This is a genomic window from Streptomyces sp. NPDC037273 (genome assembly GCF_055603625.1).
The window spans coordinates 300,043-324,844 of record NZ_JBVJVO010000002.1 but is presented as its reverse complement, the minus strand read 5'-3'; the positions used below and the strand labels follow the sequence as shown (position 1 = coordinate 324,844).

Genomic DNA, 24,802 nt, shown 5'->3' with positions numbered 1-24,802 from the left:
CCCCGCGAGGGGCTTTCCGGGGGGTGGGGGAGATGGCCAAGCGCGAGCGTGTCGTGCGCATGTCGGTCGAGCAGCCGCTGTGGCGGGCGCTGACCGGCTACCGCGTCCTGACCATGATCTACGCGGTCCTGCTGTTCGTCTTCGGACGGAACGCGTTCGAACGCCCCTGGATCGCCGTCGGCTACCTGGCGGTGCTCTGCGTCTGGACCCTCGCCACCCTTCCCAAGGTGGCCAACGCGGCCAGCTGCACCAAGCGCTTCCTCGTCGCCGACCTCACCGTCGCCCTCGTCGGCATCCTCCTCACCCCGCTCGCCGACGAGCAGGCCCGGTCGATCGACGGCCCCACCCTGCCGTCGATATGGACCGCCGGCGCCGTCCTCGCCTACGCGATCAAGGGCGGCTGGCGCTGGGCCGGAATCGCCTCCTCCCTCGTCGCCGTCGCCAACCTGATCGAGCGCGGCCACCCCAGCCGCGACACCCTCCACAACGTTCTCCTCGTCTGGGTGGCCTCCATCGCCATCGGATACGTCGTCGAGGTCGCCCGCGCCTCCGAGCGCACCCTCGCCCGCGCCCTGGAGATCGAGGCCGCCACCCGGGAACGCGAGCGGCTCGCCCGCGACATCCACGACGGCGTCCTCCAGGTCCTCGCCATGGTGCAGCGGCGCGGCACGGCCCTCGGCGGCGAAGCCGCCGAACTCGGCCGGATGGCGGGAGAGCAGGAGGTCGCCCTCCGCACCCTCGTCGCCGGCGGGCTCGCCAGGCCGAGCCACGTCTCCGAGGACGAGTCCGAGGGGGCGGTCGTCCGGGTCGTCGAGGTGGACGAGGAGCCCGCCGACGACACCCCCGTCGACCTGCGCCTGCTGCTCGCCCCGCGCGCCGGGGCCCGGGTCACGCTCTCCGAACCGGGCGCCCCCGTCCTGCTGCCGCCGCCCGCCGCCCGGGAGCTGGCGGCCGCGGTCGGCGCCGCCCTGGACAATGTGCGGGTGCACGCGGGCGACGAGGCCCGCGCCTGGATCCTGATCGAGGACTGGCCGGACGAGGTGATCGTCACCGTCCGGGACGACGGCCCCGGCATCCCGGAGGGCCGTCTCACCGAGGCCGAGGGCGAGGGCCGGATGGGGGTCGCCCTCTCCATCCGCGGCAGGCTGCGGGATCTGGGCGGCACGGCCGAGCTGATCTCGGTGCCGGGCCAGGGCACGGAAGTCGAATTGAAGGTTCCACGGGGGAAGGCAGGGGAGAAGTGAGCGAGCAGCAGGCCGAGCGCCGGATCAGGGTGATGGTCGTCGACGACCATCCGATGTGGCGGGACGCGGTCGCCCGCGACCTCGCCGAGGCGGGGTTCGACGTGGTCGCCACCGCCGGCGACGGGGGAGAGGCCGTGCGCCGGGCCACCGCGGCGGTGCCCGACGTCCTCGTCCTCGACCTCAACCTCCCGGTCAAGCCGGGCGTCCAGGTCTGCAAGGAGCTGGTCGGCGCGCAGCCCGCGCTGCGGGTCCTCGTCCTGTCGGCGAGCGGCGAGCACGCCGACGTCCTGGAGGCGGTCAAGTCCGGCGCCACCGGCTACCTCCTCAAGTCGGCCAGCACGGCCGAGCTCACCGACGCCGTGCGGCGCACCGCCGTCGGCGACCCCGTCTTCACCCCCGGTCTTGCCGGACTCGTCCTCGGCGAGTACCGCCGCCTCGCCTCCGAGCCCGCCCCGGCCGCCGGCACCGACGAGCCCAAGGCCCCCCAGCTCACCGAGCGCGAGACCGAGGTCCTGCGGCTCGTCGCCAAGGGGCTCAGCTACAAGCAGATCGCCGAGCGCCTCGTGATCTCGCACCGCACCGTCCAGAACCACGTCCAGAACACCCTCGGCAAGCTCCAGCTCCACAACCGCGTCGAGCTCGTCCGGTACGCCATAGAGCGCGGTCTCGACGACGCCTAGGGGGTGTCTTGCCGATCAGGCCGGGCTCGCGACGCCTGGCACCGCGCCTCGCCGCGTTGTCGTCGGTCCACAACGCTCCGCGTTGCCTCCCTCCTCCGCCTTGCGATGCACGGCACCAGACGCCGCTCCCTGATCCGGCCTGATCGACAAGACACCCCCTGGCGTCCGTGCGGGCGCCCGGTCGGGCGAGGGGCCGTATATTCGCGATATTCGTGCATATGCGGCCCATCGTGATGTTGAGGGGAAAACCGTGGAAATCCTGGCATTCGGCGTGCAGGCGGACGAGAAGCCCCTCATCGAGAAGGCCTTCGAGGGTCACCACGAGGTGCGCTGTCTGAGCGTCTTCCTCGACGAGGACACCGCCCCCATCGCCGCCGGCTACGAGATCGTCTCCACCAGCGTCAACGCCAGCCTCGACCACCGCGTCCTGCAGACCCTCGCCGCCGGCGGGACCCAGATGATCGCCCAGCGCTCCACCGGCTTCAACAACATCGACCTGGAGGTCGCCGAACGCCTCGGCCTCACCGTCGCCCGGGTCTCGTACTACTCGCCGTACTCCGTCGCAGAGTTCGCCTGGACCCTCGCGATGGCCGTCAACCGCCGGATCGTCCGCGCCTCCAACCGCACCCGCGACTTCGACTTCCGCCTCGACGGACTGATGGGCCGCGACCTCAGGGGCCGTACCGTCGGCGTGCTCGGCACCGGCAAGATCGGCGAGGCCTTCACCCGGATCGCCCACGGCTTCGGCATGAACCTGCTCGGCTGGGACGTCGCCGAGAACCCCGCCTGCGTCGAACTCGGCATGAAGTACGTCGAGAAGGAGCAGCTCCTCGCCGAGGCCGACCTCGTCAGCCTCCACGTGCCGCTGCTCCCCTCCACCCAGCACATCATCGACGCCGCCGCCCTCAAGGCCATGAAGGACGACGCCATCCTGGTGAACTCCAGCCGCGGCGGCCTCGTCGACACCGACGCCCTCGTCACCGAACTCCGCGCCGGCCGCTTCGCCGGCGTCGGCCTCGACGTCTACGAGGCCGAAGCCGGCCTCTTCTTCCTCGACAAGTCCCTCGAAGTCGTCGAGGACGACACCCTCGCCCGCCTCGTCACCTTCCCCAACGTGGTGGTGACCTCCCACCAGGCCTACTACACGGTGGACGCGGTCGGCCAGATCATCGACACCACGGTCCAGAACGTCCTCGACTACGTCGGAGGGCGGCGCAGCGAGAACGTCCTGGTACCGAGGGCCTGAGCGCCTCCCTCAGACGAGCACCCCGGCCAGCAGCGAGGCGGTCAGCGCCGCCCCCTCCAGAGTGAGCACCGACTCCGGGTGGAACTGGACGCCGGCGAAGCCCGGACCCCGCAGGGCGTGCACCTCACCCGTCTCCGCGTCCCGGCTCACCTCGATCCGGTGCAGCGCCAGCTCCTGCGCCGCCCGGTCGTCGCAGCGGGCCGTGAAGCTGTTGTAGAAGCCGACGGTCCGCTGCTGGCCGAAGAGGTCGATGTGGAGCTGGGCGCCCTGGAAGGGGGTGTGCTTGCGGACGATCTCCAGGCCCAGTTCGGCGGCGATGAGCTCGTGGCCGAGGCAGACGCCCAGGAGGCCGTGGCGGTGGTCGCGTACGAGCTCCGCCGTGAGGGCGCGCAGGAAGCGCATCTTCGGGTCGGCCGCGTCCGCCGGGTTGCCGGGGCCGGGGCCGAGGACGACCGGTCCCTCGTGGGCGAGGGCCAGCTCGCGCAGCCCCGGCTCGTCGTAGCGGAGCACCGAGACGTCGAGGCCCGAGGAGCGCAGGACGTGCGCGAGCATCGCGGTGAAGGTGTCCTCGGCGTCGATCACGAGCGCGTGCCCGCTCAGCTCCGCCGACCTGGCCTGCATCTTCAGCCAGAACGGCGCGAGGTCCGCCCGGCGCGCGTCGAGCGCGGCCCGTACCCGGGGGTCGTCGGCGAGCCGGGGCGCCGCCGGGGTGTCGGCCGGCCGGCCCTCCCGTACCCCGAGGGCGGTGAGCACCCCGGCGGCCTTCGCGTGGGTCTCGGCGACCTCGCCGTCCGGGTCGGAGTGCCGGACGAGGGTGGCGCCCACCGGCACCCGCAGCTGCCCGTCGGCGGAGATGTCCGCCGTACGGATCAGGATCGGGGAGTCGAGGGTCTGCACCCCGTTCTCGTCCGTGCCGAGCAGGGCGAGCGCGCCCGCGTAGTAGCCGCGCCCGCCGGTCTCGTGACGCTCGATCACCCGGCAGGCGTTCTGCACGGGCGAGCCGGTCACGGTCGCGGCGAACATGGTCTCCCGCAGCACCTCCCGCACGTCGAGCGAGGAGCGTCCGCGCAACTCGTACTCGGTGTGCGCGAGATGGGCCATCTCCTTCAGGCGGGGCCCGATGACGACGCCGCCCATGTCGCCGACCGTGCACATCATCTTGAGCTCCTCGTCGACGACCATCGACAGCTCCTCGGTCTCCTTGCGGTCCCCGAGGAAGGCGAGCAGGCCGTCGGCGGTCGGGGCGGCGCCGGCCGGGTAGCGGTACGTGCCGCTGATCGGGTTCATCACGACCGTCCCGCCCGACATCCGCACGTGCACCTCGGGGCTCGCCCCGACGAGCGTCCGCTCGCCGGTGTGGACGACGAACGTCCAGTACGCGCCCCGCTCGCCCGAGAGCAGCCGCCGGAACAGGGCGAGGGCGTCGGCCCGCCCGAAGCCGGGGATCTCGCCGGTGTAGGTCCGCCGGATGACGAAGTTGGCGCCTTCGCCCGAGCCGATCTCCTCCTCGATGACCCGGCGCACGGTCCCGGCGTACTCCTCGTCGGAGACGTCGAACCGGCCGCCCTCGACCCGCACCTCGTGCGCGGGGAGCTGTGCCAGGGCGTCGGCGAGCGGCAGCTCGTACGACTCCTCGGCGACGAGCACGGAGAGCGGGGTGCCGTCGTCGCGCACGTCGAAGCCGCGTTCCCTGATCTGCCGGAACGGCACCAGTGCGAGCGTCGGCAGCGCGCCCACCGGCAGCTGGGCGAGCCGCTCGGCCTCGTGGACGGGGCCGATCAGCACCTCGACGGTGTCGTGGTCGCGGCCGGGGGTGCGCCGGCGCAGCAGCGCGAAGGGAGGGCAGGAGTCGTCGAGGAGACGGGAGAGGTCCATGGGGTGCGTCGTTCCTTCCGGTGGAGTGTGGAGAGGAACGGCCCCGGGGTACGAGAAAGGCCGCCCTCGGGCGGCCTTTGCGTGTCTTCGGTGTACGCGCAGTCAGTGGGCCGCCGGATGAGCGGTCCACCACCAGTTCTGGATCTGAGGCGCGAACATGCTGAGCACAGTACCCCAGCCGGACGCGGAACGGGGCCCGTTCCGCACCGTGGACGGTGCGAACCGGGCCCCGAGGCCGTGTGCTGTGTGCCGGTCTACCTGATCAGAAGATCATGTTGTAGATCTGCCAGCCGCTGCCGACCTGCGCGCGCGGCGGGAACGGAGACAGCGGGTTGCCGTTGTTGGCGTACAGCCACAGCGCGCCCGACGCGTCCCGGGCGATGACGTCCGGACGGCCGTCCGCGTTCAGGTCGCTCGGGCCGAGGATCGTGTGGTACGTCTGCCAGCCGGTGCCGATCTTGGACCGCGGACCGAACGGCTTGTTCGCCACGCCCGTGCCCGGGTAGAGGTACAGCGCGCCCTGGGTGTCGCGGCCCATCACATCGGGCTTGCCGTCACCCGTCAGGTCACCCGTGCTGACGATGCTGTTGAACGCCTGCCAGCCCGTGCCCACCTGCACACGCGGCCCCAGCGGCGAGTCCGGCTTCCCGGTGCCCGGGTACAGCCACAGCTTGCCCGAGCTCTCCCGGCCGATCACATCGGGCTTGCCGTCGCCGGTCTGGTCCCGCACGCCGACGATCTGGTTGAACACGCCCCAGCCCGTGCCGGCCTTCACCCGCGTCTTGAACGGCTGCGCCGGGTTCCCGCTCCCCGGGTAGTACCACAGCGCCCCGTTCGGCTCCCGAGCGATCACATCGCCCGTCCCGTCCGCCCGCAGCGCCGTCAACGGCGTCACCAGGTTGTACGCGTTCCACCCCGTCCCCACCTTGTACCGCGCCAGGAACGGCCCCGCCGCCTTCCCCGTCCCCTGGTACTGCCAGAGCCCACCGGAGGTGTCACGGGCGAGGAGGTTGTAGCGGTTGTCGGTACGGACGGGCGCGGCGGCGTCCACCACCTGCACGTCCGTGGACTTCACCCACGCGATGCGGTGGTTGTAGTGGATGGGGATGAACTTCGTCGTCCCCTGGACGCGGGTGCCGTCCGTGTTGAAGGCGCTGTAGTAGTAGTCGCCGGAGACCTCGGCGCCCGCGGCGACGTACGCCTGGCCCGCGGGGATCGTGTACTTGGTCAGCGGGTCTTCGTTCTTGGTGCCCCGGCTGGAGTCGTCCTGGACGGGGACTCCGGTGCCGGTGTACGCCTCACGGTTGGGGTAGGCGCGGCCGTAGACCTTGATCGGGGTGGTGCCCGCGGGCTTCACCACGGTCTTGGCGGTGCCCACCAGGGAGGTGAACTGGCCGCCGGGGTTCTTGAACCAGGCCTTCTGCGAGCCGTACCAGATGGCGGTCCAGTCACCGGAGGTGCCCGCGACGACGTACTGGCCGCCCGCGACGACCTTGTTGCCCCAGTTGTCGCCGCTGTTCCAGGTGGCCCCGGAGATGTAGGGGTCCTTGATCGTGGCGGAGGTGGCGGACGGCTCCGTGTAGAGGTATCCGAAGTTCGTCGGCTGGGCGGGCGCGGTCTTCCGCGTCACGACCCCGTCGACCGACTCCGTGTACGTCAGAGGAGGCTGGTTCGCCGTCGTGAACGGCGGCACCACGCGGACCGTCTGGCCCGCCGTCAGCAGGCCGCCCGGGCCGCCGGCGCCGGTCGGGACGCCGACCTTGCCCATGAAGCGGTTCCAGTCCCAGAACGGGCCCGGGTCCCAGTGGACGCCGGGGGCGGCCCAGTCGAGCACGCCCGGCACCTCGTCGTGGCCGATGATGTGCTCGCGGGTCAGCGGGACCTTGTACTTGTCCGCCAGGAACTTCACCATCTCGGCGGTGGAGTCGTACTGCGACTCCTTGTACCAGTTGGCGCCGCCCTTGATGGCGTAGCCCTCGTGCTCGATGCCGATCGAGTGCATGTTGACGGTCTTGTTGCCGGCGTGGAACGCCTCGTTCTTCGTCTCGACCATCTGCGTCACGCGACCGTCGGCGCGCACGATGTAGTGGGCGCTGGCCCACTTGTCGGGGTTCTTGAAGACGCTCACGGCGCCCTCGTAGGTGCCCTCGACGTCGTGGATGACGATCTGGCGGATGTCGAAGCCGCCCTGGCCGTACGGGACGCGGCTCGCGATGTTGTAGTTGCCCTTGTCCTGGACGTACGCGGCCGGGTCGAAGGAGCAGGCCAGGCCGGCCGGGCATTCGGCCGTCGGGGCCGTCGTGGCGGTCGACGTGGCGGCGAGCGGGACGTTCGCCGGCTTGACCGGCTCCACCGTCGGGTCGGCCGGCAGGACGACCTGCTCGCCGTCCGACGTGATCGCCTTCTCGCCCGTCTTGATCGAATCGAAAACGCGCTTCGCGAACTGGTCGGCGCCCTTGCGGTCCTCGGACTGGCTGTAGCGGGCCACGGCCGGGTACCAGTCGCCCGGCTCCTCCGACAGCTCGGCGCCGGCCTGCTTCTGGTACTCGGCGAGCAGTGCCGCGCCGGCCCGGATGGAGGCGTTGGAGTCCTTCTGGACCGTGTCGGTCGAGCTGTCGATCAGCTCCGCCGCCTTGTCCAGGGTGTGCAGCTTCGGGTCGTCGGTGTCGACCTTCGCGGCCGGCAGCGGGGCCAGCAGCTTCTTCTTGTCGATCTTCTTGTCGACCGACGGGTCACCGGTGCCGTTGGCGAGGTGCTCGACGAGCTCGTTCGGATCCTCGAGGTCCTCCGGGTCGAGCTTCGTCAGGCCCATGACGTTGTAGTCACCGGTGACGCTCGGCTGCCCGTCGTGGGACTCCCACCGGGTCTGGCGGTAAGAGACCGCCATCAGAACGCTCTGCGGTACGTCGAACTCGCGGGCCGCGTTTGCGAACTGGGTCTGGAGGGAAGGGTCCGATGCGGACGGGTCGCCGGCCGCGCCGAGGAGGCTCGGGGAGGCGACCGCGATGGTGCCGATCGTGGCGGTGGCGACGACGGCGGCCGCCGCTCCGTACAAGAGTCGTTTCTTCTTGCGGTCCCTGCGGTGCCTCTGGGTCACGCCCACCCCTGTGGTTCGACTGTGTTCTTGTGAAACGGGTCGGAGGGTAACACCACTCGAAGGCATGAACGTGGCCAGGTGACATTTCGGGCACGTGTCTCAGCCACTGGTCAGACGGACAGGACCGGACGAAGAACCCCGTAGTGTTGTGCTCGTGACCGTGAACGCTGATTCCCACGCCGTCGCCAAGGCGACCTGGCGAGACCTGCCCGCGGCGCAGCAGCCCGAGTACCCCGATGCCGAGGCTCTGCGCGATGTGATCGCGGACCTCGAGTCCTATCCTCCGCTCGTCTTCGCCGGCGAGTGCGACCAGCTGCGCGCCCGGATGGGAGCCGTCGCCCGTGGCGAGGCGTTCCTGCTCCAGGGCGGCGACTGCGCCGAGGCCTTCGACGCCGTGTCCGCCGACCACATCAGGGCCAAGCTCAAGACGCTGCTCCAGATGAGCGCCGTCCTGACCTACGCGGCCTCCGTGCCCGTGGTGAAGGTCGGCCGCATCGCCGGCCAGTACTCGAAGCCCCGTTCCAAGGGCACCGAGACCCGTGACGGCGTGACCCTGCCGACGTACCGCGGCGACTCGGTCAACGGCTTCGACTTCAACGAGAAGGCCCGCATCCCGGACCCCGAGCGCCTGAAGCGGATGTACAACGCCTCCGCGTCGACGCTCAACCTGGTGCGCGCCTTCACCACCGGTGGTTACGCCGACCTGCGCCAGGTGCACGCCTGGAACCAGGACTTCGTGAAGTCGTCCCCCTCCGGCCAGCGCTACGAGCAGCTGGCCCGCGAGATCGACAACGCGCTGAACTTCATGAAGGCCTGTGGCACCGACCCGGCCGAGTTCAAGGCCGTCGAGTTCTACGCCTCGCACGAGGCGCTGCTCCTCGACTACGAGGGTGCCCTGACCCGTACGGACTCGCGCACCGGCAAGCTGTACGACACCTCCGGCCACATGGTCTGGATCGGTGAGCGCACCCGCCAGCTCGACCACGCCCACATCGAGTTCTGCTCGCAGATCGCGAACCCGATCGGCATCAAGCTGGGCCCGACGACCACGGTCGACGAGGCGCTCACCTACATCGACCGCCTCGACCCGGACCGCGAGCCGGGCCGGCTGACCTTCATCGTCCGCATGGGCGCCGACAAGGTCCGCGACAAGCTCCCCGAGCTGGTCGAGAAGGTCACCGCCTCGGGCGCGGTCGTCGCCTGGGTCACCGACCCGATGCACGGCAACACCTTCGAGGCGGCCTCCGGCCACAAGACGCGTCGCTTCGACGACGTGCTCGACGAGGTCAAGGGCTTCTTCGAGGTGCACAAGGCGCTCGGCACCCACCCGGGCGGCATCCACGTCGAGCTCACCGGTGATGACGTCACCGAGTGCGTGGGCGGCGGCGACGAGATCTTCGTCGACGACCTGCACCAGCGCTACGAGACGGCCTGCGACCCCCGCCTCAACCGGAGCCAGTCGCTCGACCTGGCGTTCCTGGTGGCGGAGATGTACCGCGATCAGTAAGTAGGTTCCTACGGAGATGGGGCGCGGATCGTTGTGATCCGCGCCCCATCGTCGTATCGGGGGCTTTTGAAGCCCCGAGCCGCCGGGTAAGGTTAGGTAAACCTAAACGATCTCGGCGGGAGGTGAACCGCGTGTACGTCTGCTCATGCTTCGGTGTCACGGAGAAGCAGGTCAAGGAGCACGCGGACGCGGGCGCCTGCACCCCCCGGCAGATCGCCTCCGCCTGCAAGGCCGGCACGGACTGCGGTTCCTGCGTCCGTCGCATTCAGGCCATTCTCGGGCGCGGCAACTGCCCGCGACGGGAGCTCCTGGACCAGGGCATGCCCGCCCTGGTCTCCGAGGCTGAAACCGTCGCGGAACTCGGCGAAGCGGCCTAGGGTCTGTCCGGTAGGGCGATCAGCTCGGCTGCTCGATGAGGGTCGAGATGTAGAGCGCCTCACCCAGGGACTCGATCAGTTCGAGCTGCGTGTCCAGGTAGTCGATGTGGTGCTCCTCGTCGGCGAGGATCTCCTCGAAGAGGTTGGCGGACGTGATGTCCCCCTTCGCGCGCATGACCTCGATCCCGCGCTTGAGGCGGTCGATCGCCTCCACCTCCACCTGGCGGTCCGCCTGGAACATCTCGGTGATCGTCTGGCCGACCCGCACGTGGAAGAGCCGCTGGTAGTTGGGCAGGCCGTCGAGCATCAGAATGCGCTCGGTCAGCTTGTCCGCGTGCTTCATCTCGTCGATGGACTCTTCGCGGGTGTACTTGGCGAGCTTCGTCCAGCCCTTGTTGTCCTGGATGCGGTAGTGCAGCCAGTACTGGTTGATGGCCGTCAGCTCGCCGGTCAGCTGCTCGTTCAGGAACTCGAGGACCTCGGGGTCGCCCTGCATTACAGAGGCTCCTTCCACTTCCACGCTGTGTGTCTACGCCGTCACTGGGCAGGATGGCCGCATCCTCGCACCCCGAATGGGGGGCGTCCAGTAAGTGCAGGCTTAGTGGGAGTTGCCCGAATCGGCCCGGGCGGGAGGTCCGCTGGTCATGACCACCCCTCGCGGTCTGTCACCATGGATGACATGGGTCAGCCGGAGAGCGGAGTACACCGGGAAGCGGGGCAGCCGGATCGTTCGCCGGATCTTCCGCCGGGCCAGCGGCTCCAGCGCGGCTGGCCGGTCACCCATTACGGGCCCGTCCCCAAGTTCAAGCCGGACCGCTGGGAGTTCCGCGTCTTCGGCGCGACGGCCGACGGTGACAAGCGCTGCTGGAACCACGAGGAGTTCTCGGCGCTGCCGTTCTCCACGGTCGTGGGCGATCTGCACTGCGTCACGAAGTTCAGCATGCTCGGCTCCGAGTGGGGCGGCGTGGCCGCCCGCACGATCCTGGAGCTCGCCCCGCCCGCGCCCTCGGTCACCCATGTGATGGTCTGGGCCGAGTACGGCTACAGCGCCAACATGCGGCTCGCCGACTTCGCCGCGGACGGCGCCATCTTCGCCACCCACAAGGACGGGGAGCTGCTCACCGCCGAGCACGGCTTCCCGCTGCGCCTCGTCGTCCCGCACCTGTACGCCTGGAAGGGCCCCAAGTGGGTCCGGGGCGTGGAGTACATGGCCGCCGACCGCCGGGGCTTCTGGGAGGAGCGCGGCTACCATAACCTCGGTGACCCCTGGACGGAGCAGCGCTACTCGTACCAGGAGGAACCGGGAGACGGCCCGGAGCTGTAGCGCTCCGGACCGTCCGTGGGGGTGCTCGAAGGTCAGTGGTGGTACTGGTGGACCACCGCGTGGCCCTTGCCGCGGCCGATCATCCACTTGTTCACCGGAGTGGTGATCACGAAGGCGGCGGCGAGCGCGATGGCGAGCACGATCCAGAACAGCGGCTCGTCGAGGTGGGCGTCCATGGCGCCGGGCCACAGGGCGATCACGCCGTTGTCGATGATCTCCATGACCGCGATGGAGAGGGTGTCGGCGGCGAGGGCGACCTTGAAGGCCGTCTTGAAGTCGACGCCGGCGGCGAGGATGCCGCGCAGGGTCAGCGCGTAACCGAAGAAGAACGCCAGGATGATCGCGAGGATCATCGTCTGCATGTTGCCCCAGCCGAGGGCGGTGCCGATGATCATGCCGAGGATCTCGCCGATGGCGCAGCCGGTGAGGCAGTGCAGCGTGGCCTTCGCGGCCATCGCCCAGGAGACCTCGCCCATGTCGTGCCCGGCGTGACCGTGGCCTTCGTGGCCGGCGTGGTCCTGGTGGGCGGTGTGCCCCTGGTGGCCCGCGTGGCCCTCGTGTCCGGCGTGAGCCGTGTGGTCGGCGTGGGCGGTGTGGTCGTGATGGGTGTGCGCGTCGTCCTGCATCGGGTGCCCCCAGGTCGGTCGGGTAGCGGTTCCTGCCCTCTCTTGGGAACCGTATACCCCCCTGGGGTATTCCTCAACGGGAAAGAGGATCATCAGCGAAGCTTCTTGAGCAGCTCCACGTCCGCGAGGTGGCCGGCCTTGCCGCCGGGCGTTTCGATGATCAACGGTACGCCGTCGGTGGCCGGGTGGCTCAGGAGGTTGCGGAAGCCGTCCTCGCCGATGTGGCCGACGCCGATGTTCGCGTGGCGGTCCTTGCGCGCGCCGACGACGTCCTGGGAGTCGTTGGCGTGGATCAGTTTCAGCCGTCCCTCGCCGACGGTCGCGACGAGCTGGTCGAGGGTCTGGGTCGCGCCGTGCGGGCCGGTGAGGTCGTGGCCCGCGGCGAAGATGTGGCAGGTGTCGAGGCAGATCCCGAGCTTGGGGTGGTGGTCGAGGGCGTCGAAGTACGGCCCGAAGTCCTCGGCGCGCGAGCAGAGCGAGAAGCCCTGGCCGGCCGTCGACTCCAGGAGGAGGTACGGGTCGTCCTCGTGGGTCAGCTCGTCGAGGAGCGGCAGCATCCGCTCCCGCACCTGGGCCAGCGCCACCGCGCGCGGGCGGCCGCCGGTGGCCGAGCCGGTGTGCACGACCACGCCCTTGGCGCCGATCTCGCGGCCGCGCCGCAGCGAGTGCCGCATCGACTCCACCGACTTCTCGACGGTGGCCTCGGTGTGGGAGCCGAAGTTGATCAGGTAGGGGGCGTGGACCCAGGCCGAGATCGACTCGGCCTCGCACTCGGCCCGGAAGCGTTCGTCCTGGGCCGGGTTGCCGACCGGGGTGGCCCAGCCGCGCGGGTTGGCGACGAAGACCTGGACGGTCTCGGCGCCGAGCTCACGGGCGTAGCCGAGGCCGGTCGTGGCGAGGCCACCGGCCACCGGGACGTGGCCGCCGACGGGGTTGCGCATCTGTCTCTACAGTCCCTTGATCGTGATGGTGATGGTGGAGCCCTCCGGGGCGGTCTCGCCGCCGTCGACGGACTGGCTCGCCACCGTGTCGCCGAGGTAGGGGAAGGACTTGTCGACCTTCACCTCGAAGCCCGCGTCCTCCAGGGCCGCGCGCGCCTCCGCGGTCGTCTCGCCCGTGACGTCCGGGACCTCGACGAGGCGCGGGCCCTTGGAGACGGTGAGGGTGATGGTGTCGCCCTCGGCGGCGCGGCTGCCCCGGGCGAGGGACTGGGCGGCGACGGAGCCGGCCTCCTCGGGGGAGTTGACCCGCTCCGGGGCGACCTTCACGGTGAGCCCGGCCTCTTCGAGGGCGGTGGTGGCGTCGGCGACCGATTCGCCGGTGACGTCGGGCACGTCGACGGGGGAGCCCTTGCTGACCACCAGGGCGATGGCCGAGTCCGGGGCGCGGTCGGTGCCGGGCTCGGGGTCGGAACGGATCACCGAGCCCTGTGCCACGGCGTCGTCGAACTCGCTGGTGATCACGCCGGCGACCAGGCCCTCGCGCTCCAGGAGCCGCTTGGCCTCGGCGAGCGGCTTGTTCCTGAGGTTGGGCACCTTCACGACCTCGGGGCCGCGGGAGAGCGTCAGGGTGACGGTGACGTTGCCCCGGACGCGCTCGCCGGGCGCCGGGTCGACGGCCATGACGGTCCCGCGCGCGTACACGTCGCTGAAGGCGCGTTTCGTCGTGCCGACGTCGAGGCCGGCGTCGGTGATCCGCTTCGTCGCGTCGGTCTCGGTCTGGCCGAGGACGGCCGGGACGCGGGTGAACTGGCCGGAATTGATGTACCAGACGCCGGCGCCGAGGCCCAGCGCGAGCAGGACGGCCAGGACGACGAGCAGCGGGCCGCGCGGGGGCCGGCGGCGGCTCACGGGGGGCGCCTCCGGAACCGGCAGGCGGTTGGTGTGCAGGACCTGTCCGGCGTCCGTCTCGGCCGGCACCGGCCGGGCGATCACGCTGGTCCGGTCGTCGGCGGTGTCCCGAGCCTCGGACCGCGCCTGCGGGGGTACGGCGTCGAGCTGCTCGTCGCCGAGCCCGGCGCGGGCCTCCCGGAGCAGGGCGAGCAGCGCCACGGCGTCGTGCGGACGGACCTCGGGGTTCCGGGCGGTGGCGGTCGCGACCAGCTCGTCGAGCTCCAGGGCGAGGCCGGGGACGGTGGCCGACGGCGCGGGCACGTCGGTGTTCAGGTGCTGGTAGAGGACCTGGGCGGGGGTGTCGCCCCCGTGCGGCTTGGCGCCGGTCAGCATCTCGTACAGCACGACACCGCAGGCGTACACGTCGGCGCGGGTGTCGGCGGTGCCGTGCTCGATCTGCTCCGGCGCGAGGTACGAGACGGTGCCGAGGACCGAGCCGGTGGTGGCGGTGGCCGAGCCCACGGCCCGTACGAGCCCGAAGTCGGCGACCTTCACGCGGCCGTCGTCCCCTATCAGGACGTTCTCGGGCTTCATGTCGCGGTGCACGAACCCGGCGCGGTGCGCGGCGCCGAGCGCGGCGAGGACCGGCTCAAGGATGTCGAGCGCGGCGCGGGGCGCGAGGGCGCCGCGCTCGCGCAGGACGTCGCGCAGGGTGCAGCCGGCGACGTACTCCATGGCCAGGTAGACGTACGCGCCCTCGGCGCCCTGGTCGAAGACGCCGACCACGTTGGGGTGGGCGAGCCGCGCCACGGACTTCGCCTCGCGGATGAAGCGCTCGACGAAGGCGGCGTCGGTGGCGAGGGCGGGGTGCATCACCTTGAGCGCGAGCACGCGGTCGAGGCGGGTGTCCACGGCCCGGTAGACCGTGGCCATGCCGCCGACGGCGATGCGCGCGTCCACGCGGTAGCGGCCGTCGAGCAGCCGTCCGACGAGGGGGTCCTGAAGGGTCGTGTCCACGGCGTCGAGTCTACGAGCCGTGGACACGGCCCCCGCCCGGACGGGCGGGTACTGCAGCGCAGCTGTGACGAGGGTCCCGGCCGGGGCTCAGAACGCGGGGCGCTCCGGGTCGAGCCGGGGCCGTCCCTCGGTGGGGGAGGAGGCTTCGGCGAAGTGGCGGCGGGGGATGCGGCCGGCGAGGTGGGCGAGGCGGCCCGCCTCGACGGCGTGCCGCATGGCGGCGGCCATGAGGACCGGCTCCTGGGCGCGGGTCACGGCGGAGGCCAGCATGACGGCCGCGCACCCGAGCTCCATGGCGAGCGCCGCGTCCGAAGCGGTGCCCGCGCCCGCGTCGAGGATGACGGGGACGCCCGCCCGCTCGGTGATGAGCTGGAAGTTGTGGGGGTTGCGGATGCCGAGGCCGGAGCCGATGGGGGAGCCGAGCGGCATGATCGCGGCGCAGCCGACGTCCTCCAGCTTGCGGGCGAGGACGGGGTCGTCGTTGGTGTAGGGGAGGACGGTGAAGCCGTCGTCGACGAGGGTCTCGGCCGCGGCGAGGAGTTCCTCGCCGTCCGGCAGGAGGGTCCGCTCGTCGGCGACGACCTCCAGCTTGATCCAGTCGGTGCCGAGCGCCTCGCGGGCGAGCCGGGCGGTGAGGACGGCCTCGCCCGCGGTGAAGCAGCCCGCGGTGTTGGGCAGCACGCGGATGCCGAGCCGTTCGAGGACGGAGAGGACGGAGCCCTGGACGGTCGGGTCCAGGCGGCGCATGGCGACCGTGGTGAGCTCGGTGCCGCTGGCGACGAGGGAGCGTTCGAGGACGTCGAGGCTGGGTGCCCCGCCGGTGCCCATGATGAGGCGGGAGGAGAACTCCGTACCGCCGAGGACGAAGGTGTCGTCGGACATGGCGCTCAGCCTCCCTGCACGGCGGTGAGGACTTCGATCCGGTCGCCCTCGGCGAGCACGGTGGTGGCCCATTCGCCGCGCGGGACGACCGTCTCGTTGAGGGCGGCGGCGACGCCGGCGCGGGCCGTGGTGAGGCTCGCCACCAGGGTGTCGAGGGACACGGGACCGGAGAGCTCGCGCGGTTCCCCGTTGACGGACACGGATACGGACAGGCTCATGCGGGCTGCTCCAGACGGACGGAGGAGAAACGGCGGGGGGTGAAGGGGCGCGCCTCGTCGGGGAGGACGCCCGTGGTGAGCACCTCGGCCATGACGTCGCCCGTGACGGGGGTGAGCAGCACCCCGTTGCGGTAGTGGCCGGTGGCCAGGTGGAGGCCGGGCAGGGCGGTGGGGCCGAGCAGCGGCGCGTTGTCGGGGGAGGCGGGGCGCAGTCCGGCCCGGGTCTCGGTGAGCGGCAGTTCGGTGATGCCGGGGACGAGCTCGTGGGCGTCCCGCAGCAGCTCGTACACCCCGCCGGCGGTGACCGTGGTGTCCCAGCCGAGCTCCTCGCTGGTGGCGCCGACGACGAGCTCGCCGTTCTCGCGGGGCACCAGGTAGACGTGGCTGCCGCGGACGACGGCCCGGACGGTCCGGGAGAGGAAGGGGGCGTACGGGGCGGGCACCCGCAGCCGCAGGACCTGGCCCTTGACCGGGCGGACCGGCGGCAGCACCTCGTCGGGCACGCCGGCGAGCCGGCCGCTGAGGCTGCCGGCGGCGAGGACGACCTGGTCGGCGGTGAGTGCGCGGCCGTCGGCGAGCACGGCGCCGCGGGCGCGGTCCCGTACCACCGTCAGCCGTTCGGCGAGGGTGCGGTGGAAGAGCACTCCGGCACGCTCGCAGGCGGTGAGGAGCGCGGTGGCGAGCCGGCGCGGGTCGACCTGGTGGTCGCCGTCCACCCGGAGCCCGCCGCGCACCCCGGGGGCGAGCATCGGTTCGAGGCGGCGGCACTCGCGTCCGCTGAGCCACTCGGAGGTGAGCCCGCAGCGGGTCTGGAGGGCGTGCAGTTCGCGCAGGTGGGCGCGGTCGTCGGCGTCGAGGGCGACGGCGAGGGTGCCGCAGGAGCGGTGGCCGACGTCGTGGCCGGTGGACTCCTCTAGTTCGGCGACGAACGCGGGATAGCGTGCGGCGGAGGCGAGGTTGAGACCGAGCAGGGTCTCCTCGCCGTAGTGGAGTTCGGTGACGGCGGCGAGCATGCCGGCCGCGACCCGCGCGGCCCCGCCGCCCGGATCGGGGTCCACGACGGCGGTGCGCAGTCCGCGCTGCGCGGCCCGCCAGGCCGTGACCAGGCCGATGATGCCGCCCCCGATGACGAGGACGTCGGACCCGGAATCGGATCCTCCATCGGACGTGAGGACATCGGAAGAACGCATGGGCGTCCAGCCCCTCCCTTCGCCGGCATGACCCGGATCAGGTTCGTACGGTCGGAGGCCGGTACAGCCTCCCTCTCAGCCCGGTCGTCCGGGCTCCCGCGAGTGCTTTACGCCCGCCAGACTAGCTTCCGCCGAGGAGGGCTCACAGACCCCTCCCTTCCTGATGGTCCGTCAGATACGTAAGGTGGTCGGGTGAGCGAGCAGAAGCAGGCCCAGGAGCGCGTGGTCATCGTGGGTGCGGGGATGGCGGGCGTCCAGACCGCCGTCGCCCTCCGGGAGCAGGGCTTCACCGGCCCCGTGACCCTCATCGGGGCCGAACCCCACCAGCCCTACGACCGGCCCCCGCTGTCCAAGGCGATCCTCCTCGGCAAGGCCGAGGACTCCGCCTTCGACATCGACTTCGAGGACCTCGGGATCGAACTCCGCCTCGGCCTCGACGTCACCGGCCTGCGCGCCGCCGACCACGAGATCGACACCGAGGCCGGGCCCGTCGGCTACGACACGCTGGTCGTCGCCACCGGCGCCCACCCGGTCACCCTGCCCGGCACCGAGGGCGTCCCCGGCGTCCACCTGCTGCGGACCCTCGACGACGCCGTCCGCCTCGGCCCGGTCCTGGAACGGCGGCACGCCGTCGTGGTCGTCGGAGCCGGCTGGATCGGCGCCGAATTCGCCACCGCCGCGCGCGAGGCCGGCTGCGAGGTCACCGTCGTCGAGGCGGCCGACCTGCCCCTCACCGGCGCCCTGCCCGCCGAGGTCGCCGCCCCCATGGCCGAGTGGTACGCGGCCGGCGGCGCCGAACTCCTCACCCACGCGCGCGTGGACCGGGTCGAACCCGGCCGGGTCGTCCTCGCCGACGGCCGCGACCTCCCCGCGGACGCCGTCGTCGTCGGCATCGGCGCCCGCCCCGCCACCGGCTGGCTCGCCGGCTCCGGCATCGCCCTCGACCCGAGCGGCGCCGTCACCGCCGACGACCGGCTGCGCACCTCGCTGCCCGATGTGTACGCCGTCGGCGACTGCGCCTCCTTCCCCTCCGCGCGCTACGGCGAGCGGCTCCTCGTCCACCACTGGGACAACGCGCTCCAGGGCCCCCGCGCCGTCGCCGCGGCGATCACCGGAGCCGCGTCGGGGCCGTACGACCCGGTGCCGTACTTCTGGTCCGAGCAGTTCGGCCGCTTCGTCCAGTACGCGGGACACCACGCGGGCGCCGACGAACTGCTCTGGCGCGGCGACCCGGCGGACGAGTCCTGGGCCGTGCTCTGGCTGCGCGCCGGGGTGCCGGTGGCCCTCCTCGCCGTCGGCCGCCCCCGCGACCTGGCCCAGGGCCGCAAGCTCATCGAGTCCGGCACGCCCGTCGACCCGGAGCGCGCCGCCGACCCGGCCGTCCCCCTGAAGGCGGCGGTCAGGTAGGGCCCGACTACCGGGTGTCAGTGCGGGATGGCAGGCTTGTCCTGTGACCGAGATTGACGTAAAGATCGATGCGCTCGTCCCCGCCTGGCTCTACGTGCCCGACATCGCGGAGGCGCTCGACATCGACGTGCTGCGTGTGCGACAGCTGATCAAGGAAGGCCAGCTCATCGCCGTACGCCGCGGCGAGAACAGGTCCCTGCAGGTTCCCGCCGCCTTCATCCAGGGCGACAAGATCGTCAAGGGCCTCGTCGGGCTCCTGACCGTCCTGCGGGACGACGGCTTCACCGACGAGGAGATGCTGGAGTGGCTCTTCACTCCGGACGAGAGCCTGCCGGGCACGCCCGCCCAGGCGCTCAACGAGAACCGCGGCACGGAGGTGAAGCGCCGCGCCCAGGCGCTCGCCCTCTGAGGCCCGGCCTCCGGCGCTCGCCCTCCGGGCGGGCGTGAGTACCGAAGACACCACCAGCGGGTGTCGCGGCGGGGACCCTTCCCGGGGTCCCCGCCGTGGCGCCGGCGACATCCGACGGGGGGAACCCACCCATGCCCACGCCTCGTGAGCGGCTCGCCGACGCCCGGCTCTACCTGTGCACCGACGCCCGGAAGCGCCAGGGCGACCTGCCCGCCTTCCTCGACGCCGTGCTCTCCTCCGGCGTGGACATCGTGCAGCTCCGCGACAAGGGCATGGAGGCCGGCGAGGAGCTGGAGCACCTGGCCGTCTTCGCCGAGGCCGCCCGCCGGCACGGCAAGCTCCTCGCGGTGAACGACCGGGCCGACGTCGCCCACGCCATCGGCTCCGACGTGCTCCACCTCGGCCAGGGCGACCTGCCCGTGCCCGCCGCCCGCGCGATCCTCGGCGGCTCCGACGACGTGCTGATCGGCCGCTCCTGCCACGCCGAGAGCGAGGCCGCCGCGGCCGCCGTCGAACCGGGCGTCGACTACTTCTGCACCGGACCCTGCTGGCCCACCCCGACCAAGCCCGGCCGCTACGCGCCGGGACTCGACCTCGTGCGGTACGCGGCCGGCCTCGCCCAGGACCGCCCCTGGTTCGCCATCGGCGGCATCGACGAGTCCAACCTGGACGAGGTCCTGGACGCGGGCGCCCGCCGGATCGTCGTCGTCCGGGCGATCACCGAGGCCGACGATCCGGCCGCCGCGACCGCCTCCCTCGCCAAGCGCGTCCGCGAGCGCGCCGGGGTCTGAGACCGCCCCCGGCGGGGGCTCGGCGGCCCTCCGGGGGCTGTCCATCATCATGTCCACCACTCGGACACGGTTGTCACGCTTCCCTGGACCCCGTCTAACCTGCCCGTATGGCCCTAGGTACTGCTTCCGTCCGATCGGACCGCGCGCGCACCGTGCGGGAGATCCTCGCCTCCGGCGGCACGTCGTACTCCTTCGAGTTCTTCGCGCCCCGGACCGAGAAGGGCGAGCAGGCCCTCTGGAACACCATGCGCCGGGTCGAGGCGGTCGGCCCCAGCTTCGTCTCCGTGACCTACGGCGCCGGCGGCTCCACCCGCGGCGGCACCGTCAAGGCCACCCAGAAGATCGCCTCCGACAGCACGCTCACCCCGGTCGCCCACCTCACGGCCGTCGACCACTCCGTCGCCGAACTCCGCAACATCCTCGGCCAGTACGCCGACGCCGGCATCCGGAACATGCTCGCCGTCCGCGGCGACCCGCCGGGCGACCCGCTGGGGGAGTGGGTCGAGCACCCCGAGGGCGTCCGGTACGCGGCCGACCTCGTCCGGCTGATCAAGGAGTCGGGCGACTTCTGCGTCGGCGTCGCGGCCTTCCCCGAGATGCACCCGCGCTCCACGGACTGGGACACGGACATCCGGCACTTCGTGGACAAGTGCCGCGCCGGCGCCGACTACGCCATCACCCAGATGTTCTTCGACCCGGAGAACTATCTGCGGCTGCGCGACAGCGTGGTGAAGGCGGGCTGCGAGACCCCGATCATCCCCGAGGTCATGCCCGTCGTGAACGTGCGGACGCTCGACCGGCTGCCCCAGCTGAGCAACGCCGCCTTCCCCGCGGATGTGAAAGAGCGCATCCTCGCCGTCAAGGACGATCCCGCCGCTGTACGCTCCATCGGTATCGAGTTCGCGACGGAGTTCTGCGCGCGTCTGCTCTCCGAGGGTGTCCCCGGACTGCACTTCATCACGCTGAACAACTCCACCGCGACGCTCGAGATCTACGAGAATCTCGGACTGCACCAGCAGTCGTGACCGGTCGTACCCGCCCCGACCCGCGGCGGTGACCGCGGAGAGGGGCGGCGGGGCATGGGGTGGACGGTCCTCTACATCGCGTTCGGCGTGGTCGCACTGTGGCTGCTGGGGGAGGTGCTCCTCCAGTACAAGGCGCGGCTGCGCTGGCGGGTTCTCGCCTTCTGCGGCTTCCTCGGCGTGGTCCTCGGCGTGCTGCTGCCCTCGGTCGCGGTCATCGTCGCCGGGGCCGTGGCCTTCGCCGTCGGCCAGACCTATGTGACGCTCTCCTTCCGCCGCGGCTTCTCCACCGGCTGGGCGATCGGCGGGAACCCGGGCGCGAGCCGCCGCCGCAGGTCCGGGGCCCCGGCCCAGGCCGGTCCCACCCTTGAGGTCACCGAGCTCTCCTACGACGACGAGGCCGCCGGGTACGACGAGGCCGCCGGGTACGACGAGGCCGCCGGGTACGGCGCGGCCGACCCGGCCGACGACTCCGCGCGCCACCAGGCCGCCGCCGAGACCACCTCGGTGTACGAGCCCGAGCCGATGCCCGAGGACACCGGCCAGTACGGGATCTACGACGGCGGCCAGGGCGCCGCGAGCGGCTACAACACCGGGTATGACCCCTACGCGCCCGGATACGAGCAGCCCGCGCACGACCCGTCCGGATACGAGCAGCCCGGCTACGGGCAGCAGCCGGCCTACGACTACGGCGCCGCCGGGCAGCAGCAGTACGCCACCTACTCCGACCCGTACATCGGCCCCGGCACCGAGGGCCAGCAGTACACCCCGTACTACACCGACCCGTACGCCCCCTCGTACACCTACGACACCCCGCCCGGCGGGGTCTGGGTCCCGCAGCAGCGCGACACCGAGCCGGACCCGCACCAGCAGCCGCAGGCCCCGTACGGCTACGAGCAGCACCCGGACGACCAGCAGCAGTACCGGTACTGAGGGCCCGAAGGCGCCCCGCGGCTCCTCACTGGGAGCCGCGGAAGCCGTCGCCCTCCACGATCAGGCCCGCGACCAGGGCGCCCGACATGCCCGCGTGGGCGAGCCCGCCGCCCGGGTGGGACCAGCCGCCCGCGAACCAGAGCCCCGGCAGCGGCGAGCGGTTGGCGGCCGGCAGGAGCTCCCCGCGGGCCCCGGCGAGTGCCGGACCCGGCACCTCGGCGGACCCGGTGTCCCGCCGTACGTCCTCCGGGGTGCGCACGTGCCGCCACAGCAGCCGCTCCGCGAGCCCCGGGATTGCCCGGCCGGCCGCCTCGACCATCCGGTCGGCGAAGGGCTCCCAGTCCTGCCCGGCGGAGGTCCGCACGGTCGCCGTGACCGTCACCGACTCGTGGGCGCCGTGCGGGCTCAGGGCCGGGTCGTCCGGCCGCAGCACGGTCACGGTCGGGCGCCCGCCCTCCGCGTGCACGACGGTCCGGTGGACCGCGTCCGGCTCGCGGGCCCCGCGCAGGGCCAGACAGACCGTCACCCGGCCCGTGCCGACCGTCTGGTGGCGCGGCCGGTCGTCCTGGCGCTCCCGGCCGACGACGTGGTCGCGGTAGAGCGCGGGGACCGGAGCCCCGGAGACGACGTGGTCGGCCTCGACCCGCTCGCCGCCGGCCAGCCGGACGCCGACCGCGCGGCCCCGCTCCTCCAGGACGTCCTCGACCGGAGTGTCGAAGACGAACTCGACCTTCCGCTTCCGGCAGCGCTCGTGCACCGCGTCGGCGAGCGCCCGCAGGCCGCCCGCCACGTACCAGCTGCCGAAGGTCTGCTCCATGTACGGCAGGACGACGGCCGAGGCCGGGGCGGTCGCCGGGTCGAAGCCGTACGACCAGGCGTACGCGTCCAGGAGCGCGGCCAGCCGGGGGTCGCCCAGTTCGCGCGCCCCGACCTGGGCGAGCGTCGTCGTCGGGCGGCGCAGCAGGCCCGCCTTGAGCGCCGGATACGGCTCGCGGGCCAGTGGCGCGGGATCGGCGGGCTGCGGCTCTTCGAGGAGCGGGCGCCGGGTCCGGTCCCAGGCCTCGCGGGCCCGCACCAGGAAGTCGCCCCACCGCTCGCCCGCGCCCGCGCCGAGCGCCGCGTCCAGGGCGGCGACGGTGCCGGCCCGGGAGGCGTTCGGCAGGTCGACGCGGGTGCCGTCGGCGAAGACGTGACGGCTCGCCGGATCGACCTGCGTCAGGGTGACGGACTCCTCCAGGGGCTCCTTGCCCGTCTTCACGAACAGGTCCCGGTAGACGGCGGGCAGATGCAGCAGCCCCGGGCCCGTGTCGAAGGCGAAGCCGTCGCGCTCGAACCGGCCGACCGCGCCGCCGTACGTCGCCCCCCGCTCGTAGACCGTCACCCGGTGGCCCGCCACGGCCAGTCGGGCCGCCGCCGCCATGGCGCCGAGTCCCGCGCCGATCACCACAATCCGTGCCATGCCGGCGAGCCTATCCGGCGGCTCGGACAGCGGCGGAGGCCCGGTGGCCGGTGGCGTCGGCGCCCGGTCGGGACGGGGTCAGAAGGGGCCCGGGCCGTCGTCGCCTGGCGGTGGATGGGCCCCCGGGCCGGTCTGGAGGGCGGCGAGTCGCTTCTCCTCGCGGCGCTGGGACCTGCGGCGCAGGAAGCGCCGGATCCGCTGGGCCAGGAAGGCCAGTATCGCCAGGCCGAGCACGAGCAGGACGGCCGCGATGACCGCCGCCGCCACCGGATGGAAGATCGCGAAGGTGACGATTCCCGCCACCCCGAGGTCCTCCGCCAGGCTCAGCGCGACGTTGGAGAACGGCTCGGGCGAGGTGTTGACGGCCATCCTCGTCCCGGCCTTGACGAGATGGCTCAGGAGCGCCGTCGAGCCGCCGACCGCGCCCGCCGCGAGCTCGGGCAGCGAACCGTTCTGCCCGGCGAGCAGGGCGCCGACGACGGCCCCCGCGATCGGCCGGATCACGGTGTGGACGGAGTCCCATATCGAGTCGACGTACGGGATCTTGTCCGCCACCGCCTCGCACAGGAACAGCACGCCCGCGACGACGAGGACGTCGGTGCGCTGGAGGGACTCGGGCACCTCGTCGGTCAGACCGGTCGCGCCGAAGACGCCGAACAGCAGGACCACCGCGTACGCGTTGATCCCGCTCGCCCAGCCGCTGGTGAACACGAGGGGGAGTACGGACACGCCCGCGATCGTAACCAGGTCTGAGTATCCGTACCTAGGGAGCGAGATGAGTAGGTGTGCGGATGGGCCCCGGCGGCCCCGGACGGAAGAGTGGAGTCCACGGAAGGGGCGCGGCTCCGGTACCGCCGGCACGGGGCTGCGGAACGGGGCCGCGCACCTGCCGGCACCGGGGGGTGCGGAAAAGCCGGTGCGGCGAGGCTCGGGGGGATCGAGCTTCGCCGCACCGGCGTTTTCGTGTTCGGTGCCTCGGCGTGTCGGACGGCCTCGGCTCCGTACGTGGGCGCTTCCGCCTCCGTACGGCGTCGTCAGCGGCCGCCGACGCGGCCGTGCAGCAGCCGGGAGAGGGCGGCGTGGACGTCGTCGAGCGAACGCTCGCTCTGGAAGGCCTGCCAGTCGAGCGCGGCCACCAGGACCATCCCGACCAGCGCGGCCGCCGTGAGCTGGACGTCGATCTCGTCGCTCAGCTCGCCCGCCGCGACGCCCTCCCGCAGCACTCCCTCGACCACCGCGACGGCTTCCTGGCGGACCACCAGGAGGGTCGAGTTCCAGGCCCGGTTGGTGCGCCAGAGCTCGGCCACGTACAGCTGGGTGAAGGCCGGGTAGCGGTCGATGAAGACGAGGCCGGCGCGGATCATCGCGTCGAGGGCGTCGATGCGGCTCCCGCCGCGCGCGGCGGTCTCCTCGGCCGCCGTGCGCAGGGAGGCGGTGAGCAGCGACACCCCGTGGCGCAGCAACTCCTCGAAGAGCTCGGTCTTGCTCTTGAAGTTGTAGTAGACCGTGCCCTTGGCCACGCCCGCCCGCTCGGCGATCTCGTCCACCGTCGTCGCGGAGAAGCCCTGCTCCGCGATGAGGGTGACGGCCGCCTCGTAGAGCTTCGCGCGCGTGGCCTGGCGTCGGGTGCTGCTGCTGTCCATGGGGTCGATTCTCACAGGTGTCG

At 72.1% G+C, this 24,802-nt stretch carries 24 protein-coding genes and 1 riboswitch; of the genes, 11 read left to right on the top strand and 13 right to left on the bottom strand.

All coding sequences use genetic code 11. From position 1 onward, the window contains the following. The first annotated feature begins 32 nt into the window (after nt 1–32). From macS to ACZ7G1_RS06640, 3 genes are all read left to right on the top strand, one after another. The gene (macS, locus tag ACZ7G1_RS06650; protein WP_470874450.1) at nt 33–1,244 is read left to right on the top strand and encodes a MacS family sensor histidine kinase; all 1,212 of its coding nucleotides are present in this window, start codon (nt 33–35) and stop codon (nt 1,242–1,244) included. Between the two features lie 32 nt (nt 1,245–1,276). Next, nucleotides 1,277–1,924 carry a response regulator gene (locus tag ACZ7G1_RS06645; protein WP_470874906.1) on the top strand — a complete coding sequence of 216 codons (648 nt, stop codon included), beginning with the start codon at nt 1,277–1,279 and terminating at the stop codon, nt 1,922–1,924. Nucleotides 1,925–2,174: 250 nt separating this feature from the next. Continuing rightward, nucleotides 2,175–3,170 carry a 2-hydroxyacid dehydrogenase gene (locus tag ACZ7G1_RS06640; protein ID WP_470874452.1) on the top strand — a complete coding sequence of 332 codons (996 nt, stop codon included), beginning with the start codon at nt 2,175–2,177 and terminating at the stop codon, nt 3,168–3,170. 9 nt (nt 3,171–3,179) lie between these two features. On the opposite strand, the gene ACZ7G1_RS06635 is transcribed toward ACZ7G1_RS06640, so the two are convergent. The 3 genes from ACZ7G1_RS06635 to ACZ7G1_RS06625 form a co-directional block, all read right to left on the bottom strand. After that, a complete protein-coding gene (locus ACZ7G1_RS06635) occupies nt 3,180–5,045 on the bottom strand; it encodes an anthranilate synthase family protein (RefSeq protein WP_470874454.1) in 1,866 nt (621 codons plus the stop codon). 102 nt (nt 5,046–5,147) lie between these two features. Further along, nucleotides 5,148–5,204, bottom strand: a complete 57-nt coding sequence (locus ACZ7G1_RS06630; RefSeq protein ID WP_071892416.1) for a trp operon leader peptide — start codon at nt 5,202–5,204, stop codon at nt 5,148–5,150. 103 nt (nt 5,205–5,307) lie between these two features. Then, nucleotides 5,308–8,142 carry an N-acetylmuramoyl-L-alanine amidase gene (locus tag ACZ7G1_RS06625; protein ID WP_470874456.1) on the bottom strand — a complete coding sequence of 945 codons (2,835 nt, stop codon included), beginning with the start codon at nt 8,140–8,142 and terminating at the stop codon, nt 5,308–5,310. A 148-nt stretch (nt 8,143–8,290) separates the two neighbouring features. Here ACZ7G1_RS06625 and ACZ7G1_RS06620 point away from each other — a divergent pair, with 148 nt between their 5' ends. Continuing rightward, nucleotides 8,291–9,649: a class II 3-deoxy-7-phosphoheptulonate synthase gene (locus ACZ7G1_RS06620; RefSeq protein ID WP_471203997.1), complete on the top strand. Its 1,359-nt coding sequence runs from the start codon at nt 8,291–8,293 to the stop codon at nt 9,647–9,649. 122 nt (nt 9,650–9,771) lie between these two features. Next, nucleotides 9,772–10,026 (top strand): (2Fe-2S)-binding protein, encoded by a 255-nt coding sequence (locus tag ACZ7G1_RS06615; RefSeq protein WP_470874460.1) that lies wholly within the window; start codon nt 9,772–9,774, stop codon nt 10,024–10,026. Nucleotides 10,027–10,045: 19 nt separating this feature from the next. On the opposite strand, the gene bfr is transcribed toward ACZ7G1_RS06615, so the two are convergent. Continuing rightward, on the bottom strand, nt 10,046–10,522 hold the full coding sequence (bfr, locus tag ACZ7G1_RS06610; protein ID WP_015032978.1) for a bacterioferritin: 477 nt from the start codon (nt 10,520–10,522) through the stop codon (nt 10,046–10,048). 183 nt (nt 10,523–10,705) lie between these two features. Between bfr and ACZ7G1_RS06605 the strand changes: the two genes are divergently transcribed. Continuing rightward, entirely contained in the window at nt 10,706–11,350 is a 645-nt protein-coding gene (locus ACZ7G1_RS06605) for a sulfite oxidase-like oxidoreductase (protein WP_470874462.1), read from the top strand. A gap of 32 nt (nt 11,351–11,382) precedes the next feature. Here ACZ7G1_RS06605 and ACZ7G1_RS06600 read toward each other — a convergent pair whose 3' ends face one another. The 6 genes from ACZ7G1_RS06600 to thiO form a co-directional block, all read right to left on the bottom strand. Next, nucleotides 11,383–11,976 (bottom strand): DUF4396 domain-containing protein, encoded by a 594-nt coding sequence (locus ACZ7G1_RS06600; protein WP_470874464.1) that lies wholly within the window; start codon nt 11,974–11,976, stop codon nt 11,383–11,385. 92 nt (nt 11,977–12,068) lie between these two features. Next, nucleotides 12,069–12,917 carry a deoxyribonuclease IV gene (locus ACZ7G1_RS06595; protein ID WP_470874466.1) on the bottom strand — a complete coding sequence of 283 codons (849 nt, stop codon included), beginning with the start codon at nt 12,915–12,917 and terminating at the stop codon, nt 12,069–12,071. 6 nt (nt 12,918–12,923) lie between these two features. Further along, nucleotides 12,924–14,825 (bottom strand): Stk1 family PASTA domain-containing Ser/Thr kinase, encoded by a 1,902-nt coding sequence (gene pknB, locus ACZ7G1_RS06590; RefSeq protein WP_470874468.1) that lies wholly within the window; start codon nt 14,823–14,825, stop codon nt 12,924–12,926. Between the two features lie 87 nt (nt 14,826–14,912). Beyond that, the gene (locus tag ACZ7G1_RS06585) at nt 14,913–15,707 is read right to left on the bottom strand and encodes a thiazole synthase (RefSeq protein WP_470874470.1); all 795 of its coding nucleotides are present in this window, start codon (nt 15,705–15,707) and stop codon (nt 14,913–14,915) included. Between the two features lie 5 nt (nt 15,708–15,712). Beyond that, nucleotides 15,713–15,925, bottom strand: a complete 213-nt coding sequence (gene thiS, locus ACZ7G1_RS06580; protein ID WP_470874472.1) for a sulfur carrier protein ThiS — start codon at nt 15,923–15,925, stop codon at nt 15,713–15,715. Further along, a complete protein-coding gene (thiO, locus tag ACZ7G1_RS06575; RefSeq protein WP_470874474.1) occupies nt 15,922–17,115 on the bottom strand; it encodes a glycine oxidase ThiO in 1,194 nt (397 codons plus the stop codon). The genes thiS and thiO overlap by 4 nt, the downstream gene beginning before the upstream one ends. After that, a riboswitch (TPP riboswitch) is annotated at nt 17,113–17,225 on the bottom strand. Its footprint overlaps the gene before it by 3 nt. Nucleotides 17,226–17,307: 82 nt before the next feature. Here thiO and ACZ7G1_RS06570 point away from each other — a divergent pair. The 5 genes from ACZ7G1_RS06570 to ACZ7G1_RS06550 all read left to right on the top strand — a co-directional run bounded on the left by ACZ7G1_RS06570 (nt 17,308) and on the right by ACZ7G1_RS06550 (nt 21,677). Further along, entirely contained in the window at nt 17,308–18,522 is a 1,215-nt protein-coding gene (locus tag ACZ7G1_RS06570; RefSeq protein ID WP_470874476.1) for an NAD(P)/FAD-dependent oxidoreductase, read from the top strand. 43 nt (nt 18,523–18,565) lie between these two features. Next, nucleotides 18,566–18,931, top strand: coding sequence for an Rv2175c family DNA-binding protein (locus tag ACZ7G1_RS06565; RefSeq protein WP_470874478.1), 366 nt, complete (start codon nt 18,566–18,568; stop codon nt 18,929–18,931). Nucleotides 18,932–19,062: 131 nt separating this feature from the next. After that, nucleotides 19,063–19,722 carry a thiamine phosphate synthase gene (gene thiE, locus ACZ7G1_RS06560; RefSeq protein ID WP_470874479.1) on the top strand — a complete coding sequence of 220 codons (660 nt, stop codon included), beginning with the start codon at nt 19,063–19,065 and terminating at the stop codon, nt 19,720–19,722. Nucleotides 19,723–19,829: 107 nt separating this feature from the next. Beyond that, complete coding sequence (gene metF / locus ACZ7G1_RS06555; protein ID WP_470874481.1) at nt 19,830–20,747, top strand: methylenetetrahydrofolate reductase [NAD(P)H]; 918 nt, start codon at nt 19,830–19,832, stop codon at nt 20,745–20,747. Between the two features lie 54 nt (nt 20,748–20,801). Continuing rightward, nucleotides 20,802–21,677 (top strand): hypothetical protein, encoded by an 876-nt coding sequence (locus ACZ7G1_RS06550; RefSeq protein ID WP_470874482.1) that lies wholly within the window; start codon nt 20,802–20,804, stop codon nt 21,675–21,677. A 25-nt stretch (nt 21,678–21,702) separates the two neighbouring features. On the opposite strand, the gene ACZ7G1_RS06545 is transcribed toward ACZ7G1_RS06550, so the two are convergent. The 3 genes from ACZ7G1_RS06545 to ACZ7G1_RS06535 form a co-directional block, all read right to left on the bottom strand. Continuing rightward, on the bottom strand, nt 21,703–23,136 hold the full coding sequence (locus ACZ7G1_RS06545; protein ID WP_470874484.1) for a phytoene desaturase family protein: 1,434 nt from the start codon (nt 23,134–23,136) through the stop codon (nt 21,703–21,705). 78 nt (nt 23,137–23,214) lie between these two features. Further along, nucleotides 23,215–23,865, bottom strand: coding sequence for a DUF4126 domain-containing protein (locus ACZ7G1_RS06540; protein WP_470874486.1), 651 nt, complete (start codon nt 23,863–23,865; stop codon nt 23,215–23,217). A 305-nt stretch (nt 23,866–24,170) separates the two neighbouring features. After that, complete coding sequence (locus ACZ7G1_RS06535) at nt 24,171–24,779, bottom strand: TetR/AcrR family transcriptional regulator (RefSeq protein ID WP_470874488.1); 609 nt, start codon at nt 24,777–24,779, stop codon at nt 24,171–24,173. Nucleotides 24,780–24,802 lie beyond the last annotated feature (23 nt).

Coding starts and splice junctions, on each gene's coding strand:
- ACZ7G1_RS06550 (WP_470874482.1), top strand. CDS start 20,802: ATGGGGTGGACGGTCCTCTACATCGCGTTCGGCGTGGTCGCACTGTGG.
- ACZ7G1_RS06545 (WP_470874484.1), bottom strand. CDS start 23,136: ATGGCACGGATTGTGGTGATCGGCGCGGGACTCGGCGCCATGGCGGCG.
- thiS (WP_470874472.1), bottom strand. CDS start 15,925: ATGAGCCTGTCCGTATCCGTGTCCGTCAACGGGGAACCGCGCGAGCTC.
- thiE (WP_470874479.1), top strand. CDS start 19,063: ATGCCCACGCCTCGTGAGCGGCTCGCCGACGCCCGGCTCTACCTGTGC.
- ACZ7G1_RS06585 (WP_470874470.1), bottom strand. CDS start 15,707: ATGTCCGACGACACCTTCGTCCTCGGCGGTACGGAGTTCTCCTCCCGC.
- ACZ7G1_RS06635 (WP_470874454.1), bottom strand. CDS start 5,045: ATGGACCTCTCCCGTCTCCTCGACGACTCCTGCCCTCCCTTCGCGCTG.
- ACZ7G1_RS06600 (WP_470874464.1), bottom strand. CDS start 11,976: ATGCAGGACGACGCGCACACCCATCACGACCACACCGCCCACGCCGAC.
- ACZ7G1_RS06595 (WP_470874466.1), bottom strand. CDS start 12,917: ATGCGCAACCCCGTCGGCGGCCACGTCCCGGTGGCCGGTGGCCTCGCC.
- ACZ7G1_RS06645 (WP_470874906.1), top strand. CDS start 1,277: ATGGTCGTCGACGACCATCCGATGTGGCGGGACGCGGTCGCCCGCGAC.
- bfr (WP_015032978.1), bottom strand. CDS start 10,522: ATGCAGGGCGACCCCGAGGTCCTCGAGTTCCTGAACGAGCAGCTGACC.
- macS (WP_470874450.1), top strand. CDS start 33: ATGGCCAAGCGCGAGCGTGTCGTGCGCATGTCGGTCGAGCAGCCGCTG.
- ACZ7G1_RS06605 (WP_470874462.1), top strand. CDS start 10,706: ATGGGTCAGCCGGAGAGCGGAGTACACCGGGAAGCGGGGCAGCCGGAT.
- metF (WP_470874481.1), top strand. CDS start 19,830: ATGGCCCTAGGTACTGCTTCCGTCCGATCGGACCGCGCGCGCACCGTG.
- ACZ7G1_RS06535 (WP_470874488.1), bottom strand. CDS start 24,779: ATGGACAGCAGCAGCACCCGACGCCAGGCCACGCGCGCGAAGCTCTAC.
- thiO (WP_470874474.1), bottom strand. CDS start 17,115: ATGCGTTCTTCCGATGTCCTCACGTCCGATGGAGGATCCGATTCCGGG.